Genomic DNA, 18,174 nt, shown 5'->3' on the forward strand with positions numbered 1-18,174 from the left:
TCCTCTTCCCCGTCCCCGCGCCAGAGACCGCCATGCCCGACTTCACCCTGGAATCCGCCCACGAGGGCCTGGTGTGCGGCGTCGACGAAGCCGGCCGCGGGCCGCTGGCCGGGCCGCTGGTGGCCGCCGCCGCCGTCCTGGACCGCGCCCGCCTGCCGACCGCCCTGCGCGAGGGTCTGGACGATTCCAAGGCGCTGAAGCCGGCGCGCCGCGCCGCCCTGCTGGGCGCCCTGGAGGCCAGCGACGCGGTGCGCCTGGCGGTGGCGGTGGTGGACGTGGCGGAGATCGAGCGCCGCAACGTCCTGGGTGCCACCCTGGCCGGCATGGTCCGGGCGGTGGCGGCCCTGGGGGGGCCAGCGCCGACTCTGGCGCTGGTGGACGGCAACCAGCCGCCGCCGGACATGCCCTGCCCGGTGCGCTGCGTGGTCCGCGGGGACGCCCGCTGCCTGTCCATCGCCGCCGCCTCCATCGCCGCCAAGGTGACGCGCGACCGCCTGATGATCGCCCTGGATGCCGCGCACCCCGGCTATGGCTGGGCGCGCAACATGGGCTACGGCACCGCCGAGCATCTGGCGGCGCTAGGACGGCTGGGGGTGACGCCGCAGCACCGGCGCGGCTATGCGCCGGTGCGGGCCGCGCTGGCAGCCGAGGCGGCGCCCCACGGGCTGTGGCCCCGCGACCACAGCGGACCCATCCCTGGCGCCTGACCGGGGCCGGACCCCCAACCCGTTGCGATCGTACGGGATGCGAGAAAACATCAATTTCACCTCCAAAACATCCCGTAGAGTCCTGAATTAAAACAAACATTGTCATGCCGACTCGGCCGGCGTACAAACGTCAAACGGCTCGTGCCGTCCCCGTTCCTAGTCCCCGTTCCTAGTCCCCGTGCCCGGATGCCGCCATGCCCCCGCTGAAGACCGACCGGATCTACCAGGGCGATTGCGTCGAGGTTCTCGCCGGCCTGCCCGCCCAGTCCGTCGACGTCGTGTTCGCCGATCCGCCCTACAATCTTCAGCTCGGCGGCGAACTGCTGCGGCCCAACAACAGCCGCGTCGACGGCGTGGACGACGCCTGGGACCGCTTCGCCGGCTTCGCCGACTACGATGCCTTCACCCGCGCCTGGCTGGCCGCCTGCCACCGGGTGCTGAAGGACACCGGCACGCTGTGGGTCATCGGCACCTATCACAACATCTTCCGGGTCGGGACGGCGCTCCAGGACCTGGGGTTCTGGGTGCTCAACGACGTCATCTGGCGCAAGACCAACCCGATGCCCAACTTCCGCGGCACCCGCTTCACCAACGCCCACGAAACCCTGGTGTGGTGCGCCAAGGGACCGGAGGCGCGCTACACCTTCAACTACGAGGCCATGAAGGCGCTCAACGAGGGCCTCCAGATGCGCAGCGACTGGAGCCTGCCCCTGTGCACCGGCGGCGAGCGGCTGAAGGACGACGGCGGCCAGAAGCTGCATCCGACGCAGAAGCCGGAGGCCCTGCTGCACCGGGTGGTGCTGGCCTCGACCAACCCGGGCGACGTCATTCTGGACCCGTTCCTCGGCAGCGGCACCTCGGCGGCGGTGGCCAAGCGGCTGGGCCGGCGCTGGATCGGCATCGAGCGGGACCCGGACTATATCGCCGCCGCCCGCGCCCGTGTCGCGGCGGTGCAGACGGTGGATGACCCGACGCTGCTCGCCACGCCGCGCAAGCGCGCGGAGCCGCGCATCCCCTTCGGCGCCGTGGTGGAGCGCGGCCTGCTGCCGCCGGGCACGGTGCTGACAGACTCCGGCGGGCGCTGGACCGCCAAGGTGCGCGCCGACGGCACCCTGATCAGCGCCGAGCACCGCGGCTCCATCCACCAGGTGGGGGCGGCGGTGCAGGGGGCGCCGGCGTGCAACGGCTGGACCTTCTGGCACATGCAGACGGAGGGCACGGAGGGCCTGGTGCCCATCGACCTGCTGCGCCAGCGCCTGCGCCAGGAGATGGTGGACCAGGGCGAGGCGCCCGCCGACCCCGCGCCGCTGCCGACCGGCGGCCGGGGTGGGTCCCGAAGCGGGCGCGGCCCGCGCCGCGGCACCCGCGGCTCGGCCGCCGCCACGCTGCATTAGGGCCGATTGTTCGAAATCGGAACCGCAGATGCGGTCCGATTTCGAACGTGAATCGGCTCTACATTATTGATTTTACAGCCGATTATCGCGACAAACCGAAATCACGGCGTGACCCCGACTTCGGGCGATCGGCTGTAGGCGGGGCACCGACGCCCGGGCGCCGGCGCGCCACCGACACGGCGCTTGCGTCCGCCGGCGCGGCGCGCCGATCATGGCGCCGCCGTGCCCCGCGCCCCGCAGCAGAAGGCCGCCGCCGTGTCCCGCACCGTGTCCCGTTCCGTGTCTCCCGCCCTGCGTGCCTGGTGGGACAGCCTCGCCGTCTACCGCGATATCCGGGTTCTCCGGGTGCTGTTCCTGGGCTTCTCCAGCGGGCTGCCACTGCTGCTGGTGTTCTCCACCCTGTCCTACTGGCTGTCGGAGGCCGGGGTCTCCAAGACCGCCATCGGCCTGTTCGCCTTCGCCAGCACCGCCTACGGCTTCAAGTTCCTGTGGTCGCCGCTGGTCGACCGGCTGCGGCTGCCGCTGCTGACGCCCTGGCTGGGGCAGCGGCGCGGCTGGCTGATCCTGGCCCAGCTCCTGATCATCGGGTGCATGATCGGCCTGGGCGCCACCGACCCGGCCACGGACCTGTGGTGGACCGCGCTGTGGGCTGTGCTGCTGGCCTTCGCCTCCGCGACCCAGGACATCGTCATCGACGCCTACCGCGTGGAGAGCCTGGAGGAGCACCAACTCGGCGCCGGCGCCGGCACCATCGTGCTGGGCTACCGCATCGGCATGGTGGCGGCCAGCGGCGGGGCGCTGATCGTCGCCGACCTTGCCGGCTGGTTCTGGGCCTACACCGCCATGGCCGGGCTGATGGGGGTGGGGATGCTGACCGCCCTTTTGAGCCCGGAACCGGACCGGACCGCCGCCGTCGCCCAGGCCGCCGCCGAGGAGGACCGGGCGCGCGACTGGATGGCGCGGCGCGGTCCCCTGTCGCCGGCGCTGCGTCAGGCGCTGACGTTCCTCTACGGCGCCGTGGTGGCCCCGTTCCGCGACTTCATGACGCGCCGCCACTGGGTCATGATCCTGGTGTTCATCGCGCTCTACAAATACGGCGACGCCCTGCTGGGCATCATGGCGATGCCGTTCTACGAGGAGATCGGCTTCACCAAGACCGAGGTGGGGGTGATCTCCAAGGGCTACGGCGTGGTCATGACCATCGTCGGCGGGCTGGCCGGGGGGCTACTGGTGGCGCGGCTGGGGATCCTGCGGGCGCTGCTGATCTGCGGCGTGGCCCAGGCGGCCTCCAACCTGGTGTTCGCCTGGCAGGCCTACGTCGGCCCCGACGTGGGCTGGCTGGTGGTGACCATCAGCGTCGAGAACCTGACCGGCGGCATGGGCACGGCGGCCTTCGTGGCCTACCTGTCGTCGCTGTGCAACATCGCCTATACGGCGACGCAGTATGCCCTGGTCTCCAGCCTGATGAGCTTCGCCCGCACCTTCTTCGCGGCCGGCGGCGGCTGGCTGGCCGAGCAGGTGGACTGGGTCAGCTACTTCCTCATCACCACGCTGGCGGCGGTGCCGGGCCTGCTGCTGCTGCTGTGGATGATGCGCACCTTCCCCAGCCGCGCCACCCGCGCCGACCCCCGCGCCGCCTGGGCGGACGATGATTGAGGGGGAAGACGGCCGGCCCAATCATTACGCCTACCGGCAAGCGACTCGGCGGCCTGACGAACATTCGTCAAAGGGCCAAGTGCGCTCGCGCTTCGCCGGAGTCGGCGTCGCGGCGGACGTTATTTGCACAAATGCGTATGCGCAGCGCATAATTTTACCGGCGTTGGCCCGTCTTTAGCAAAAAGCACGACGATACTGCCCTCGCGAGCCAGAATCCCCTTGCAACCTGAGTGGACCGAACGTAGCGTAAACGAGCCGGGCGGGACGCACTATGCGGTACGTCCGATCCTTTTGGGCTACCAGATGTGGAGGCGCGAACGGCGATCCCGACACCTAAAAAAAGAAACCGCCCAAGACGGCGGTAGCCATCTGGGCGGTTTCTCAACCGGTCGCTAGCCCACTACGGACCAGATCCCAGCGTGAACAACTAGGATCCTGGGCCAAAGTGGGTTTGCGATCAAGCGCAAACCGCTTTGGAGATACGAAACATTAACGATCGTATCGTTCATGTGCGGGCTTACGTGCGCCTCCGGCATGGCCGGGATGAGTACGTGCGTGCGCACACCCGCCGGTGGCCGCGCAGGTAAGCGGGCTGCCATCGACACTGCGCCGCTGGTATTCGCGGCCAGACTCGTCAACGCAACAGGCCGGTCGGGGGTTGCTCCCCCGACCGGAACTGTTTCTGTACGTCGAAAGAAGACGGTTCGGGACGGGGGCAACCCCCCGTTCCGCCATCTCGGCGTGTTACTCCGCCGCCATCCGGGGCGCGGGGGCGTCGTGGGCGGCGCGCAGTTCGGCCTCCTTCGCCCTGGCCGCTTCCACGTTCGTCTCCAGCACATGGCCGAAACCGCGCATCTCCAGCGGCAGCCGCGCCAAGTCCACCGCCAGCGCGTGGCTCTCCGGCGTCAGGTCGGCCAGCAGGCGGTCGACCGAGGCGCGGTATTCGGCGATGAGGCGGCGCTGCATGCGCCGCTCCCCGGTGTAGCCGAACGGGTCCAGCGGCGTGCCGCGCAGACCCTTCAGGCGCGCCATGACCCGGAAGGCGCCGAACACCCAGGGGCCGTATTCGCGCTTGATGAGGTGGCCGGTGCGCGGGTCGCGCTTCGCCAGCAGGGGCGGCGCGAGGTGGAAGGTCAGGCGCGGGCGCTCGCCCTCGAAGCGGGCCTTCAGGGACTCGGCGAAGCGGCCGTCGGTGTACAGCCGGGCGACCTCGTACTCGTCCTTGTAGGCCATCAGCTTGAACAGGGCGCGGGCCACGGCGTCGGTCAGGGCGGTCTCGTCCGGTCCCATGGCCGCCGCCTCGGCGGCGCGCACGCGCGCCACCAGCTTGCGGTAGCGCTTGGCGTAGCGCCCGCTCTGGTAGGCGCGCAGGGACGCAACCCGCCGCGCGATGGCCTCGTCCAGCGTCTCGGACAGCCGGCGGTCGCCGCTGGCCTCGGCCTGCGGACCGACCAGCGCCAGCACCCGCTCGGGCTCCGCCGCCATGCGCCGGCCCCACAGGAAGGCGCCCAGGTTGCTCTGGACGGCGGCCCCGTTCAGCTCCACGGCGCGTTCGATGGCGGCGCGGGCGATCGGGATCAGGCCCTTCTGCCAGGCGTAGCCCACCATGAACAGGTTGGCGGCGATGCTGTCGCCCAGCAGCGCGGTGGCGACCCGGGTCGCGTCCACGTACTGCACGTCGTGGGCGGCGTCGGCGAGCACGTCCCGGATGGCCTGGTCGGGGAAGGCCAGGTCCGGCTTCTGGGTGAAGTCGGCGGTCATCACCGGATGCGCGTTCATCACCGCCACGCTGAGCCCCCGGCGCATCTTCGCCAGCACGTCGGCACCGGCCGCGGTGACCATGTCGCAGCCGAGCAGCAGGTTGGTGTTGCCGGCGGCGATGCGCACGGCGTGGATGTCCGCCGGCTTGTGGGCGAGGCGCACGTGGCTGACCACGGCGCCGTTCTTCTGCGCGAGGCCGGTCTGGTCGAGCACCGAGACGCCCTTGCCCTCCAGGTGGGCCGCCATGCCCAGGATGGCGCCGATGGTCACCACGCCGGTGCCGCCGATGCCGGTGATGAGGATGTCGTAGGGCATGCTCTGGGTGATCGCGGTGTCCGGCTCGGGCAGGGCGGGGAAGCCGTCGTCCTGGTCCGGGGCGCCGGCCTTGGCCGACGCCTTCTTGGGCACCACCCCGGAGACGGTCACGAAGCTGGGGCAGAAGCCCTTGATGCAGGAGATGTCCTTGTTGCACGTGGACTGGTCGATGGCGCGCTTGCGGCCGAATTCGGTCTCCACCGGGGTGATCGAGACGCAGTTGGACTGCACGCCACAGTCGCCGCAGCCCTCGCATACCGCCTCGTTGATCATGACGCGGACGTCCGGGTCCTCCATCAGGCCGCGCTTGCGGCGGCGGCGCTTCTCGGCGGCACAGGTCTGGTCGTAGATCAGGACGGTGACCCCCGCCACCTCGCGCAGGTCGCGCTGGATCGCGTCCAGGCGGTCGCGGTGCGCCACCTGGGTTCCCGGCGGCAGCATCGCCCCGTCGCCATACTTCTCCGGGTCGTCGGAGACGACGACGATGCGCTTGACGCCTTCGCCCGCCATCTGGTGCGCGATCTGCGGCACGGTCAGGGTGCCGTCCACCGGCTGGCCGCCGGTCATGGCGACGGCGTCGTTGTAGAGCAGCTTGTAGGTGATGTTGACCCCGGCGGCGACGGCCTGGCGGATCGCCAGCGAGCCGGAGTGGAAGTAGGTGCCGTCGCCCAGGTTGACGAACATGTGGCGGGTCTCGGTGAAGGGCGCCAGCCCGACCCAGCTCGCCCCTTCGCCGCCCATGTGGGTGAAGGTCTTCGTGTTCCGCTCCGGCATCCACGTGACCATGTAGTGGCAGCCGATGCCGGCCAGGGCCTCGCTGCCCTCGGGTACGGTGGTCGAGGTGTTGTGCGGGCAGCCGGAGCAGTAGTAGGGCAGGCGCTTGGTGGCGACCCGCTCGGTGGACAGTTCGGCCTGCTTGCGCTCCAGCAGGGCGAGGCGCTGTTCCATCGTGTCCAGGGTGACGAAGCGGCGCAACTGCCCGGCGATGGCGCGGGCCACCATGGCCGGGGTCAGTTCGCCGGCGGAGGGCAGGATCCAGGTGCCCGCTTCGTCGAACTTGCCGACGATGCGCGGGCGCACGTCCTCGCGCCAGTTGTAGAGCTGCTCCTTCAACTGGTTCTCGATCAGGGCGCGTTTTTCCTCGACCACCAGGATCTCTTCGAGCCCCTCGGCGAAGCGGCGGATGCCGTCGCGCTCCAGTGGCCAGGGCATGCCGACCTTGTACAGCCGGATGCCGATATCGCGGGCGATGCGCTCGGTGATGCCCAGGTCGGCCAGGGCCTGGCGGACGTCCTTGTACGCCTTGCCCGACGCCACGATGCCCAGGCGCGGTTCGGGCGAATCGAAGACGACCCGGTCGATCCGGTTGGCGCGGGCGAAGGCGAGCGCGGCGTAGATCTTGTAGCGCATCAGCCGATATTCCTGCGCCAGGGGCGCGTCCGGCCAGCGGATGTGCACCCCGTCGGGCGGGAACACGAAGTCCGTCGGGGTGACGATATCCAGCGCCAGCGGATCGACCAGCACCGAGCCGCCGCTGTCGCAGGTCTCGCTGATCGCCTTCATGGACACCCACAGGCCGGCATAGCGGCTCATGGCAATGCCGAGCAGGCCGTAGTCCACCACCTCGTCGACCCCGGCCGGGTTCAGGACCGGGATCTGGGCGCCGGACAGCGCATGCTCGGACTGGTGGGCGATGGTCGAGGACTTGGCGGCGTGGTCGTCGCCGGCGATCACCAGCACGCCGCCGTGCGGCGACGTGCCGGCCATGGTGGCGTGCTTGAACACGTCCCCGGAGCGGTCGACGCCCGGGCCCTTGCCGTACCAGACGCCGAACACACCGTCGACCTTCGCCCCCCGGAACAGCCCGGTCTGTTGCGTGCCCCAGATGGCGGTGGCGGCCAAGTCCTCGTTGACACCGGGCTGGAAGACGATGTTTTCGGCCTCCAGGTACCGGCGCGCCTTCCACAGCTCCTTGTCGTAGGCGCCCAGGGGCGAGCCGCGATAGCCGCTGACGAAGCCGCCGGTGTTCAGGCCGGCGGCACGGTCGCGCTGGCGCTGGGCCAGCAGCAGGCGGGTCAGCGCCTGGATGCCGGTCATGAACACGCGGCCCTGGGCCAGGCGGTACTTGTCCTCCAGGCTGACCTGATCCATCGGGACCGGCTCCAGGGCGGGGGGCGGCGGGACGGCGGTCATGGCGGGCTCTCCGGACAGGGGGCGCGGATCGGGACGCGCCGTCATGTCATTTGAAGTCATGTGATTGGGAACATGTGGTCACGGCGCGGCGGCGGCGCCAATGCCCCATCCACGCGCTCAGGCTGGAGACAGTCTAACGCGCCGCGCGCACCCCTGCAAACGGGACAGCAATCCTGACGTTTTTTGGGGGATGGGGAGTGAGCGGCCTGGCCCTCGCGTCCTGTCACCCACATCTCATTTGAGATACGATGAGGGCCCCAACAGACGAGGCGATCCATGACCGCTCGGACATCCATGCTGCACGTCCGCGTCGACGACAGGCTCAAGGCCGAAGCGACCGAGGTCCTGGCCGGCGTCGGCCTCTCGGTATCCGATGCCGTCCGCATCCTGCTCACGCGGGTCGCAGCGGAGGGCGGCCTGCCCGCCGGCCTGACGGCCGACCCCGACGCCTACGACTCCTGGTTCCGAGCCAAGGTACGTGAGGCTCTCGACGACCCCGGTGCGACGGTCCGTCACGATGCCGTGATGGCGGAGGCACAGGCGGCAATCCAAGACAGGCGCCGTGCCTGAGGTTACCTGGACGCAGGCCGCGCGGGCGGATCTGCTGTCCGTCGTCACGTACATCGCCGATGACAACCCGGCGACCGCGCGCGCTGATTGGCGAGATCGACGCCAAGGTGTCGCGGCTGCCGGAGACCCCAAGGCTGTCCCGGGCAGGCCGGGCGGCGGGCACCCGCGAGATGGTCGTGCGGCGGCGCTACGTGGTGGTTTACAGACATGATGACGACGGGCTGGGCGGGACCGCCGTCACGGTGCTGCGTGTGCTGCCCGTGGCACAGCCGTGGCCGTGACCACGGGACAGCCATGGCCGCGACGAGATGGCGTTTGCGTCGTTGACGCGGCGGGAGCGGCTCTGTAGGGTGCGCGCCTCTTGCGACCGGCCCCCGGGCGGCCGCCCCGTGGCGTATGGACCGCCGGGGCCGGACACCGGGCAGCCCCCGAGGACAAAGCCCGACGATCGAGCCCGAGGACAGAACCATGCGCGTGCGGAATTCCCTGAAGTCGGCCAAGACCCGCGACAAGAACTGCCGCGTCGTGCGGCGCAAGGGCCGGGTCTACGTCATCAACAAGACCAACCCCCGCTACAAGGCCCGCCAGGGCTGAGGCCGGCCGCGCCGGCGTCGTCACGACGTTCCGGCGCGCCGACTCCTGGATGGCGTGACGACACAGCGGCCGGCCGCAGGGCGGGCCGCTGTGTCGTGCGCGGGGGGACCGGGAAGGGATAGGCTCTCGCGCCCACGCGGGAGCGTGGGCGCATGGGGTGCGCCGGGTCCCACGCGGGAGCGTGGGACCGAGACAGGATAGGCTCTTCCGCCCACGCTCCTGCGTAGGCGCTTCTGCGTCGCGTGGTCCCACGCCGGCGCGTGGGACCGAGACAGGATTAGGCTCTCGCGCCCACGCTGCCGCGTGGGCGCCTTCACGTCGCGTGGTCCCACGCCGGAGCGTGGGACCGAGACAGGATTAGGCTCTCCCGCCCGCGCTCCTGCGTGGGCGCCTTCGCGTCACATGGTCCCACGCCGGAGCGTGGGACCGAGACAGGATTAGGCTCTCCCGCCCGCGCTCCTGCGTGGGCGCCCTCACGTCGCGTGGTCCCACGCCGGAGCGTGGGACCGAGACAGGATAGCGCTCTCCCGCCCACGCTCCCGCGTGGGCGCCTTCGCGTCACATGGTCCCACGCGGGAGCGTGGGACCGAGACAGGATAGGCTCTTCCGCCCACGCTCCCGCGTGGGCGCTTCTGCGTCGCGCGGTCCCACGCCGGAGCGAGGGACCGGGGCGGGGCGGCCGACACGCCCCCGGCGACCGACGCCGCCCCCTGCCACCAAACCTTCCAGCGGCGTCATACTTTGTCACGACTGGCACCGGGTGCCGTCAAACCGGCGTCAATACCCCCGTCCATCGTCAGGGCATCGGACGCGCGGCCGTATCGGATCGCGCCGTTCCCTCCCGTCCGGACCGGCCTCCGGCCCCCAAGACCCGGCCTCGCGCGGCGGGGCCGGGGCGCCGTCGCCGCGTCCCCGATGCCTGCGAAAGGACGCCTTGACCATGCGACTCACCGATTCGAAGACCGGCTACGGGCTGGTCACCATCATCAACCACTGGGCCATCGCGGTCCTCATGCTGGGCCTGATCGCCTTCGGCCTGATCCTGGAGGGCATGCCGCGCACACCCGACAAGGGCGCGCTGGTCGGGCTGCACAAGTCGCTCGGCGTGCTGGCCCTGGCCCTGGCCCTGGTGCGCATCGGCTGGCGCGCCTGGCAGCCCGCCATCACCCCCTTCGCCCACCAGCCCAGGTGGGAGCCGACGCTGGCCCGCGCCATGCACCTGACGCTGATCGCGGCCACCATCCTGATCCCGCTGTCCGGGGTTCTGTCCTCGGTGTTCGGGGGGCGCGACCTAACCGTCTTCGGCCTGTTCACCATCCCCGCGCTGGGTGAGGTGGCGGCGGTGCGCAGCGTGGCGCATGTCATCCACGGCCCGGGCAGCTACCTGGTCCTGGCCCTGGTTGCCGGTCACGCGCTGGTGTCGCTGAAGCATCATTTCCTGGATCGCGACACCACCCTGCGGCGGATGCTGACCAGCCGCGTCGCCCAGGGCGCCGCCACGCCGGCGGAGTAGGGCACTGGGTGTGGGCGCACCCACGCAAGGCGCGTGGGTGCGAGACGGCCGCGCCCTCTGGCCCCACGCTGCCGCGTGGGGCCAACCGGTCACGCCGCCGCTTCGGCGGCCTCCAGGGCCTCCTGGGCCTCCATCCAGCGGGCCTCGGCGGCCTCGATCCGCCTGCCCACCGCGCCCAGGTCCTTCTGAAGCGCGGTGAGCCGCTCCGCCGGCCCTTGGTACAGGGCCGGGTCGGCCAGCGCCGCTTCCAGCCGGGCCTTCTCGGCCGTCAACCTCTCGATGTCTTTTTCCGCCGCCTGGATCGCCTTGCGCAGCGGGGCGGTGCGCTGGCGCAACTCGGCGGCGGCGCGGCGCTCGTCCTTGCGCGTCTGGGCCGAGACCCCGCCGGCCGGGCCGCCGCCCTTGGCGGCCTCGCCCTCCGCCCGGGCCTCGCGCCGTTCCTCGCGCGCCCGCTCCAGCAAGAGCTTGCGGTAATCGGCCATGTCGCCGTCGAACGGCGCCACGGTGCCGCCATCCACCAGCCACAGCCGGTCGGCCGCCAGCTCCACCAGGAGCGGGTCGTGGGTGATCAGCACCACCGCGCCCGAGAAGGCGTTCAGGGCCGCGACCAGGGCCTCGCGGGTGTCGATGTCCAGGTGGTTGGTGGGCTCGTCCAGGATCATCAGGTGCGGCGCGGTGCGGCTCATCAGCGCGATCAGCAGCCGCGCCTTCTCCCCGCCCGACAGGTTGCCGACCGGGGTCTCGACGTGCTGGGCGGTGAAGTCGAACCGCCCCAGATGGGCGCGCAACTTGGTCTCCGTGGCCTCCGGCATCTCCCGGCGCAGGTGCCACAGCGGGCTCTGGGTGGTCACCAGTTCATCCGTCTGGTGCTGGGCGAAATAGCCCACGGTCAGCTTAGACGACGCCTGCATCCGCCCGCCCATCAGGTCGAGCCGCCCGGCCAGCACCTTGGCCAGCGTGGACTTGCCGTTGCCGTTCGCACCCAGCAGGGCGACGCGGTCGTCCATGTCCAGCCGCAGGTCGAGCCCGCGCAGCACCGGCCGACCGTCGTAGCCGGCCACGCCGCCCTCGATCGCGACCAGGGGCGGGGACAGCGGCGCCGGTTCGGGGAAGTCGAAGCTGACGGCGTGGTCTTCCACCACCGGGGCCAGCACCTCCATCTTCTCCAGCAGCTTGATGCGGCTCTGCGCCTGGCGGGCCTTGGTGGCCTTGGCGCGGAAGCGGTCGATGAAGCCCTGAATGCGCTGGCGCTGAGCCTGCTGCTTCTCGTAGGCGCGGGCCTGCAGGTCCATCTGCTGGCGGCGCGTGGTCTCGAAGGTGTCGTAAGGGCCGCCGTAGGCCACCAGCTTGCCCCGGTCCAGGTGCCAGATGCGGTCCACGGCCCGGTTCAGCAGGGCGCGGTCGTGGCTGATGATCAGCACCGTGCCGGGGTAGCTCGCCAGATGGCCTTCCAGCCACAGCGTGGCCTCCAGGTCCAGGTGGTTGGTGGGCTCGTCCAGCAGCAGCAGGTCGGGGCGCGCGAACAGCACCGCCGCCAGCGCGACGCGCATGCGCCAGCCGCCGGAGTAGTCGCCCACGGGGCGGCCGTGGTGCTCGGCGGGGAAGCCCAGGCCGGACAGGATGCGCCCGGCCCGGGCCTCGGCGGTGTGGGCCTCGATGGCGGTCAGGCGCTCGTGGATCTCCGCGATGCGGTGGCCGTCGGTGGTCGCGGCCTCCTCGGCCAGCAGCGCGGCGCGCTCGGTGTCGGCGGCCAGCACGCAGTCCAGCAGCGGCGTCTCGCCCTCCGGCGCCTCCTGCGCCAGCCGGCCGACGCGGGCGCGCGGGTGCACCGTGATAGCGCCCGAATCGGGGGCGGCCTCGCCCAGGATCAGGCGCAGCAGGGTCGACTTGCCGGTGCCGTTGCGGCCCACCAGGCCGACGCGCGCCCCGGCCGGCAGCGCCGCCGAGGCGCCGTCGAACAGCACGCGCCCGCCGATGCGGTATGTCAGGTCGCGGATCTGGAGCATGGCCGGGGTGATAGCATGGGCGGACCGGCCGCGACAGGGGGCGCGGGTTGCCGCATCGGCCCGGGGCACCTATCGTGCGCGCCCAGGCCATCGTGCCTGCCATGCAAGACCCAGGGCTGCCATGACCGCCGCACCGCCGCCGCATCGCGCCGACCGAAACCGCCGGCTTCGTGTCGACCCGGTCAACGTCGGCTGCAACCTGCTGTTCGGGCTGCTGCTGCTGATTCCGGTGTCGGCGCTGGCGGCGGGCGTCGTCGTGGCGGTGGCGAGCGTGCCGCTGGTGCTGGCGCTGTTCCCGATCACCCTCGCGGTGGGCGCGGTGGCGGTGGGGATCCTTTACCTGCGGCACCGCCGCGCCCGCCGGGCGCGGGCCAGGGCCGACACGGGCCGCCCGGGGTGAGGAGCCTCTACTGTGGCGGCATGCGCCCCTGCATCATGTCCTGCATTCGCATCGGCGGCGCCGGCAAGGTGAAGGCGTCGGCAGGCGGCGCCTCGGGCGAGATCGTCGCCAGCCGGAAGCGGTCGCCGTAGCGCAGCAGGCCGCGCCCGGCCAGCGCATCGGCACGGGCGTCCTCGGTGCGCTCCAGGGCGCGCCCGAAGGCCTGGAACGCCTGCGTGAACGCCACCGCCAGCGGATCGTCGCTGAGCACCAGGGTATCGGTGCGGGTGGCCCCGGTGCCGTCCACCCAGACCAGGTCGTGGACGTCCCCGGTCAGGCCGGCCAGGGTCTCGGTGCCGCCGGTCGGGGTCAGGCTGACCACGGCGGCGGCGGTGTGACGGTCGAGGAAGGCGCCGCCGTCCGGCGCCTGGGCCATCGGCGTGCCGGCGGCCGTCTCCGGCATGGGGCCCATCTCCATGACCAGGGGCACGCCGCCCTGACGCATCACCACATAGGCGCTGCCGTCGCGCACCAGCGTAAAGCCGGGGCGGCGCGGCATGTCCATGCGGGCGGTGTCGCCGTCGAGCCAACGCACCGTCATGGAGCGCGCCCCTTGCGGGGTCTCGGTCTCGACAGTGGCCGTGCCCGCGGCCAGCGCCGGGCCGGCCGCCACGACCAGGGCGAGGGCGGGGGCGAGGGCGAGGGCGGGGGCCAGCAGCGCGGCCAAGGCGCGGGTCATCGTCATGGCGGGGCTCCGGGCGACGGGGTGGCAGACACGGGAAGCGCGTCGGCGGTCCGACAGGTCCCCGGCACATGGGCGCGGCGCGCCCATGCCGCAAGCCGCGCCCGGCCTCTCGGACCCGTCGTGTCGCGGAACCGTCACACCCGGCCCTGTTTGGCCGCGTTGACAACACCGGACCGCCTCGGCAATATCCACGCTTTCCTGGGCCGTGCGCCGGCAAGCGCGCGGCCCGTTGGTTTTCCTCCCGGGGGTGTCCCCGGCGCGAGGTATCGAGGGACCGGGACATCCGGGCGGGGCCACTGTTGAAGGGCGCCCGAGCGGGCGTCGCGGCGATCTGTCGTTCCGCGCCGGCCTGTCGTCCCCGGCGCGAGACGCGGACCACGCCCATGACCATGCCGGCCCTTATGGAGACCTACGCCCGCGCGGACCTTGCCTTCGACCACGGCGAAGGCGCCTGGCTGACGACGACCGACGGGCGACGATTCCTGGACTTCGGCGCCGGCATCGCGGTCTCCGCCCTGGGCCACGCCCACCCCCGCCTGGTCGAGGCGCTGCGGACCCAGGCCGGCAAGCTGTGGCACACCTCCAATCTGTACCGCATCCCGGGCCAGGAGCGGGTGGCCGAGACCCTGGTGGCGCACAGCTTCGCGGACTCGGTGTTCTTCTGCTCCACCGGGCTGGAGGCCAACGAGGCCGCGCTCAAGATGGCGCGCAAGGTGGCCCACGACGCCGGCCATCCGGAGCGGGACCGCTTCGTCGTGGCCGGCGGGGCGTTCCACGGCCGCTCCTTCGCCTCGATGGCGGCCGGCGGCAATCCCAAACACATGACCGGGTTCGGCCCGCTGCTGGACGGCTTCGACCGGGTGGCCTTCGGGAACCTCAACGAGGCCCGCCAGGCCGTGGGCGAGCGGACCTGCGCCGTCCTGGTCGAGCCAGTGCAGGGCGAGGGCGGCATCCGCCCGGCGCCCGAGGACTACCTGGCCGGCCTGCGGGCGCTGTGCGACGAGTTCGGCCTGCTGCTGATCCTGGACGAGATCCAGACCGGCGTCGGCCGCACCGGCACCCTGTTCGCCTACGAGCACAGCGGCATCACCCCCGACATCCTGACCGCGGCCAAGGGCCTGGGCGGCGGCTTCCCGGTCGGGGCGCTGCTGGCCACCGAGGCGTGCGCCCGCGCCTTCACCGCCGGCAGCCACGGCACCACCTTCGGCGGCAATCCGCTGGCGATGGCGGTGGCCGAAGCGGTGCTGGCCGAGGTGCTGGCCCCGGACTTCCTGGCGCGCGTGCGCCGGATCGGCGCCGACCTGGGGGAGCGCCTGGACGCCGTGGTGCGGGACTATCCCACCGTCCTGGCCGGGGCGCGCGGCCTGGGCCTGATGCGGGGCCTGATCTGTAGGGTTCCCAACGGCGACGTGATCGCCGCCTGCCGCGACCAGGGTCTGCTGCTGGTGCCGGCCGCCGACAACGTGGCGCGCGTGCTGCCGCCGCTCATCATCGATTCCGCCGAGGTGGACGCCGCGATCGAGAAGCTGCGGGCCGCCTGCGCAACACTGGCGACGTGACATGAACAAGCAGAGCTTCCCCAGCGGCCCGACCGCCCCCCGGTCCGGCGCCACCCCCCGCCATTTCCTCGACCTCGACCAGGTCGACGGCGCCGCCCTGACCGGCATCCTCGACCTGGCCGAGCGCCTCAAGGACCAGGGCGCGGCCCGCGCCGTGGGCCGGGACCGACCGCTGGCCGGCAAGACCCTGGTGCTGATCTTCGAGAAGAACTCGACCCGCACCCGGGTCTCGTTCGAGGTCGCCATGCGCCAGCTCGGCGGCGACGTCATCGTGCTGGAGGGCGACAAGAGCCAGTTGGGCCGCGGCGAGACCGTCGCCGACACCGCGCGCGTGCTGTCGCGCTACGTCGACGCCATCATGATCCGCACCAGCGCGCCGGAGAAGCTGGCGGAGATGGCCCGCTTCGCCTCCGTGCCGGTCATCAACGGCCTGACCGACGTCGCCCACCCCTGCCAGCTCATGGCCGACATGCTGACCCTGCGCGCGCACAAGGGCGCCGACCTGCGCGGGCGCGTGGTGACCTGGGCCGGCGACGGCAACAACGTGGCCCAGTCCTGGGTCAAGGCCGCCGCCCGCTTCGGGTTCGAGCTGCGCCTGGCCTGCCCGGACCCGCTGCGGGTCGACCGCAGCGTGGTCGACTGGGCGCTGGCCCAGGGGGCGCGGGTGGTCGAGGGGACCGATCCGGAAACCCTGGTGGCGGGTGCCGACTGCGTGGTCACCGACACCTGGGTGTCGATGGGCGACAAGGACGCCGCCGACCGCCACAACATGCTGCGGCCGTATCAGGTCAACGAGGCCCTGATGGCCCGGGCCGCGCCCGACGCCGTCTTCATGCACTGCCTGCCGGCGCATCGCGGCGAGGAGGTGACCGACGCGGTCATCGACGGGCCGCAGTCGGTGGTGTGGGACGAGGCCGAGAACCGCCTGCACGCCCAGAAGGGGATCCTGGCGTGGTGCCTGGGGGATTGAGGCCCGCGGCCGGCGGCCCCCGGTGACCACCCGACCCCGCCCCCCGACCCCACCCCCCGACCCCGGACATGGATCCGTCATGAGTGAACAGACGCCCTGGGACGACACCCTTTACGGGTTCCACCTGGCGGGCGGTCTGGTGCGCGGCCGCCTGGTGCGGATGGGAAGCGCGCTCGACGACCTGCTGAGCCGCCACGACTACCCCCCGGTGGTCAACACCCTGGTCGCCGAGACCACGGTGCTGGCCGTCGCGCTGGCCGGCGGCCTCAAGTACGATGGTGTGTTCACCCTGCAGACCAGCAGCGGCGGCCCGATTCCGACCCTGATGGCCGACGTGACCAGCACCGGCGACGTGCGCGCGGTGGCCCGGCTGGACCGCGACCGGCTGGACGCCGTGCTGGCCGGGCAGGGGCCGCAGGCCGACGCCGGCGATGCGGCCGCGATCGGCCTGCCGGCCCTGCTGGGGCGCGGGCACGTGGCGTTCACCGTCGACCAGGGGCCCGGCACCGAGCGCTATCAGGGCATCACCGAACTGGTGGGCGCGACCCTGGCCGACAGCGTCGAGCACTACTTCCGCCAGTCCGAGCAGTTGCCCACGGTGATGCTGTCGGCGGCGCGCCGCGACCCCGCCGAGGGCTGGCGCGGCGGCTGCGTGCTGTTGCAGCGCATGCCGCCGGAGGCCGGCGGCCGCGAGGGGCCGGCGGCCGAGGACGCCTGGCAGACCGCCGGCGTGCTGCTGGACAGCCTGGGGGCGGACGAACTGCTGGACCCGGCCCTGACGCCGGAGCGCATCGTGCACCGCCTGTTCCACGGCGAGGCCCTGGTGCCCGGCGAGACCCGTCCGCTGCGCTTCGGCTGCCGCTGCTCGCGCGAAAAGGTGGAGGCGGCGCTGGGCCGCTTCCCGCGCGCCGAGCTGGAGAACATGAAGCAGGACGACGGCCTGGTGACCGCATCTTGCCAATTCTGCGCTGCACACTATACCTTTAGCGATAACGACCTCGACGCCCTGGCCAGCGACCGGGACGCCCCGGACGCCCCCGGCCCGGCATGATCGACAGCGCGACCCCGGGCCCGACCCGGGACGGATGGTGAACGGCGGCACCCCATGGCGAGGCTTCCCCCGGGCGGTCCTTCGGTGCGATGCGCGACGCGCAGGCAGGTGATGCGCGTGCTGGCGGCGGCCGGCGCGGCGATCGGCACCGGGGGTCTGGCGGCCTGCACCGACCCGCCGGACCGCCCGGTGTTCCCGACCCTGGCCTTCTCGCACAAGCCGCCGTTCCTGTTCCGCGCCGCTAGGGTAGATGTAAGGTCTGAATACAACCGGCCGGGTCGCCCGCCCCACGTCGAGCACGAAATGCCGCTGGCCCCGGACCGCGCCGCCGGCCAGTGGGCGGAGGATCGCCTCCAGGCCAACGGCACCGGCGACGCCGTGGTGCGCTTCACCGTGCACGACGCCAGCGTGGTCGAGAAGCGCCTGACGGTGGAACGCGGCCTGAGCGGCCTGCTGAAGAACGAGCAGGCGGAGAGCTACCACGCCCAGCTCGAAGGCACGGTCGAGATGGTCGATGCCCTCACCGGCATTGCGCTCGCCGCCGCCACCGCCAAGGTGTGGCGCAGCCAGACCCTGCCCGAGAGCGCCACCGCCAACGCCCGCGACCGCATGTGGTTCGACCTGGTCGAGGCCCTGATCACCGACTTCGACCGCACCATGACCGCGCGCATCGACACCCACCTGGGCGACTACCTGGTGACCGGTCCGGCGGCGTAGCGGCGCGCCGGGGCATCGGCGCGCCGTCCTGTCCCCCGGCGCGC

Annotated in this window: 15 protein-coding genes; 12 read left to right on the forward strand and 3 right to left on the reverse strand. The window is 71.9% G+C overall.

The window, feature by feature from the left end:
* Positions 1 to 32: 32 nt before the first annotated feature.
* The 3 genes from GGD88_RS10235 (at position 33) to GGD88_RS10245 (ending at position 3,757) form a co-directional block, all read left to right on the forward strand.
* The gene (locus GGD88_RS10235; protein WP_184435102.1) at positions 33 to 707 is read left to right on the forward strand and encodes a ribonuclease HII; all 675 of its coding nucleotides are present in this window, start codon (positions 33 to 35) and stop codon (positions 705 to 707) included.
* A gap of 194 nt (positions 708 to 901) precedes the next feature.
* Positions 902 to 2,101, forward strand: coding sequence for a site-specific DNA-methyltransferase (locus tag GGD88_RS10240; protein WP_184435104.1), 1,200 nt, complete (start codon positions 902 to 904; stop codon positions 2,099 to 2,101).
* A 255-nt stretch (positions 2,102 to 2,356) separates the two neighbouring features.
* Positions 2,357 to 3,757 carry an AmpG family muropeptide MFS transporter gene (locus GGD88_RS10245; RefSeq protein ID WP_343056337.1) on the forward strand — a complete coding sequence of 467 codons (1,401 nt, stop codon included), beginning with the start codon at positions 2,357 to 2,359 and terminating at the stop codon, positions 3,755 to 3,757.
* A 744-nt stretch (positions 3,758 to 4,501) separates the two neighbouring features.
* On the opposite strand, the gene GGD88_RS10250 is transcribed toward GGD88_RS10245, so the two are convergent.
* Positions 4,502 to 8,026, reverse strand: coding sequence for an indolepyruvate ferredoxin oxidoreductase family protein (locus tag GGD88_RS10250; protein ID WP_221237098.1), 3,525 nt, complete (start codon positions 8,024 to 8,026; stop codon positions 4,502 to 4,504).
* A gap of 276 nt (positions 8,027 to 8,302) precedes the next feature.
* Here GGD88_RS10250 and GGD88_RS10255 point away from each other — a divergent pair, with 276 nt between their 5' ends.
* The 4 genes from GGD88_RS10255 to GGD88_RS10270 all read left to right on the forward strand — a co-directional run bounded on the left by GGD88_RS10255 (position 8,303) and on the right by GGD88_RS10270 (position 10,703).
* Positions 8,303 to 8,596 carry a type II toxin-antitoxin system RelB/DinJ family antitoxin gene (locus tag GGD88_RS10255; protein ID WP_184435107.1) on the forward strand — a complete coding sequence of 98 codons (294 nt, stop codon included), beginning with the start codon at positions 8,303 to 8,305 and terminating at the stop codon, positions 8,594 to 8,596.
* A gap of 59 nt (positions 8,597 to 8,655) precedes the next feature.
* The gene (locus GGD88_RS10260; protein WP_246423695.1) at positions 8,656 to 8,877 is read left to right on the forward strand and encodes a type II toxin-antitoxin system RelE/ParE family toxin; all 222 of its coding nucleotides are present in this window, start codon (positions 8,656 to 8,658) and stop codon (positions 8,875 to 8,877) included.
* Between the two features lie 187 nt (positions 8,878 to 9,064).
* Positions 9,065 to 9,190 (forward strand): type B 50S ribosomal protein L36, encoded by a 126-nt coding sequence (gene ykgO, locus GGD88_RS10265; RefSeq protein WP_184435111.1) that lies wholly within the window; start codon positions 9,065 to 9,067, stop codon positions 9,188 to 9,190.
* 940 nt (positions 9,191 to 10,130) lie between these two features.
* Positions 10,131 to 10,703 carry a cytochrome b gene (locus GGD88_RS10270; protein ID WP_184435114.1) on the forward strand — a complete coding sequence of 191 codons (573 nt, stop codon included), beginning with the start codon at positions 10,131 to 10,133 and terminating at the stop codon, positions 10,701 to 10,703.
* A gap of 89 nt (positions 10,704 to 10,792) precedes the next feature.
* On the opposite strand, the gene GGD88_RS10275 is transcribed toward GGD88_RS10270, so the two are convergent.
* Positions 10,793 to 12,709, reverse strand: a complete 1,917-nt coding sequence (locus GGD88_RS10275; RefSeq protein ID WP_184435116.1) for an ABC-F family ATP-binding cassette domain-containing protein — start codon at positions 12,707 to 12,709, stop codon at positions 10,793 to 10,795.
* 121 nt (positions 12,710 to 12,830) lie between these two features.
* On the opposite strand from GGD88_RS10275, the gene GGD88_RS10280 reads away from it, so the two are divergent.
* On the forward strand, positions 12,831 to 13,109 hold the full coding sequence (locus tag GGD88_RS10280; RefSeq protein WP_184435118.1) for a hypothetical protein: 279 nt from the start codon (positions 12,831 to 12,833) through the stop codon (positions 13,107 to 13,109).
* Between the two features lie 7 nt (positions 13,110 to 13,116).
* Here the strand turns inward: GGD88_RS10280 and GGD88_RS10285 are convergent, their stop codons facing one another.
* Entirely contained in the window at positions 13,117 to 13,833 is a 717-nt protein-coding gene (locus GGD88_RS10285; RefSeq protein ID WP_184435119.1) for a hypothetical protein, read from the reverse strand.
* A 383-nt stretch (positions 13,834 to 14,216) separates the two neighbouring features.
* Here GGD88_RS10285 and GGD88_RS10290 point away from each other — a divergent pair, with 383 nt between their 5' ends.
* From GGD88_RS10290 to GGD88_RS10305, 4 genes are all read left to right on the forward strand, one after another.
* Entirely contained in the window at positions 14,217 to 15,392 is a 1,176-nt protein-coding gene (locus GGD88_RS10290; RefSeq protein ID WP_184435122.1) for an aspartate aminotransferase family protein, read from the forward strand.
* A 1-nt stretch (position 15,393) separates the two neighbouring features.
* Positions 15,394 to 16,362, forward strand: a complete 969-nt coding sequence (argF, locus tag GGD88_RS10295; protein ID WP_184435125.1) for an ornithine carbamoyltransferase — start codon at positions 15,394 to 15,396, stop codon at positions 16,360 to 16,362.
* Positions 16,363 to 16,441: 79 nt separating this feature from the next.
* Entirely contained in the window at positions 16,442 to 17,413 is a 972-nt protein-coding gene (gene hslO, locus GGD88_RS10300) for an Hsp33 family molecular chaperone HslO (protein ID WP_184435128.1), read from the forward strand.
* 108 nt (positions 17,414 to 17,521) lie between these two features.
* Positions 17,522 to 18,130 (forward strand): hypothetical protein, encoded by a 609-nt coding sequence (locus GGD88_RS10305; protein ID WP_425502587.1) that lies wholly within the window; start codon positions 17,522 to 17,524, stop codon positions 18,128 to 18,130.
* The last annotated feature ends 44 nt before the right edge of the window (positions 18,131 to 18,174 follow it).

The sequence above is a fragment of the Roseospira goensis genome (genome assembly GCF_014197795.1).
GTDB classification, from domain to species: domain Bacteria; phylum Pseudomonadota; class Alphaproteobacteria; order Rhodospirillales; family Rhodospirillaceae; genus Rhodospira; species Rhodospira goensis.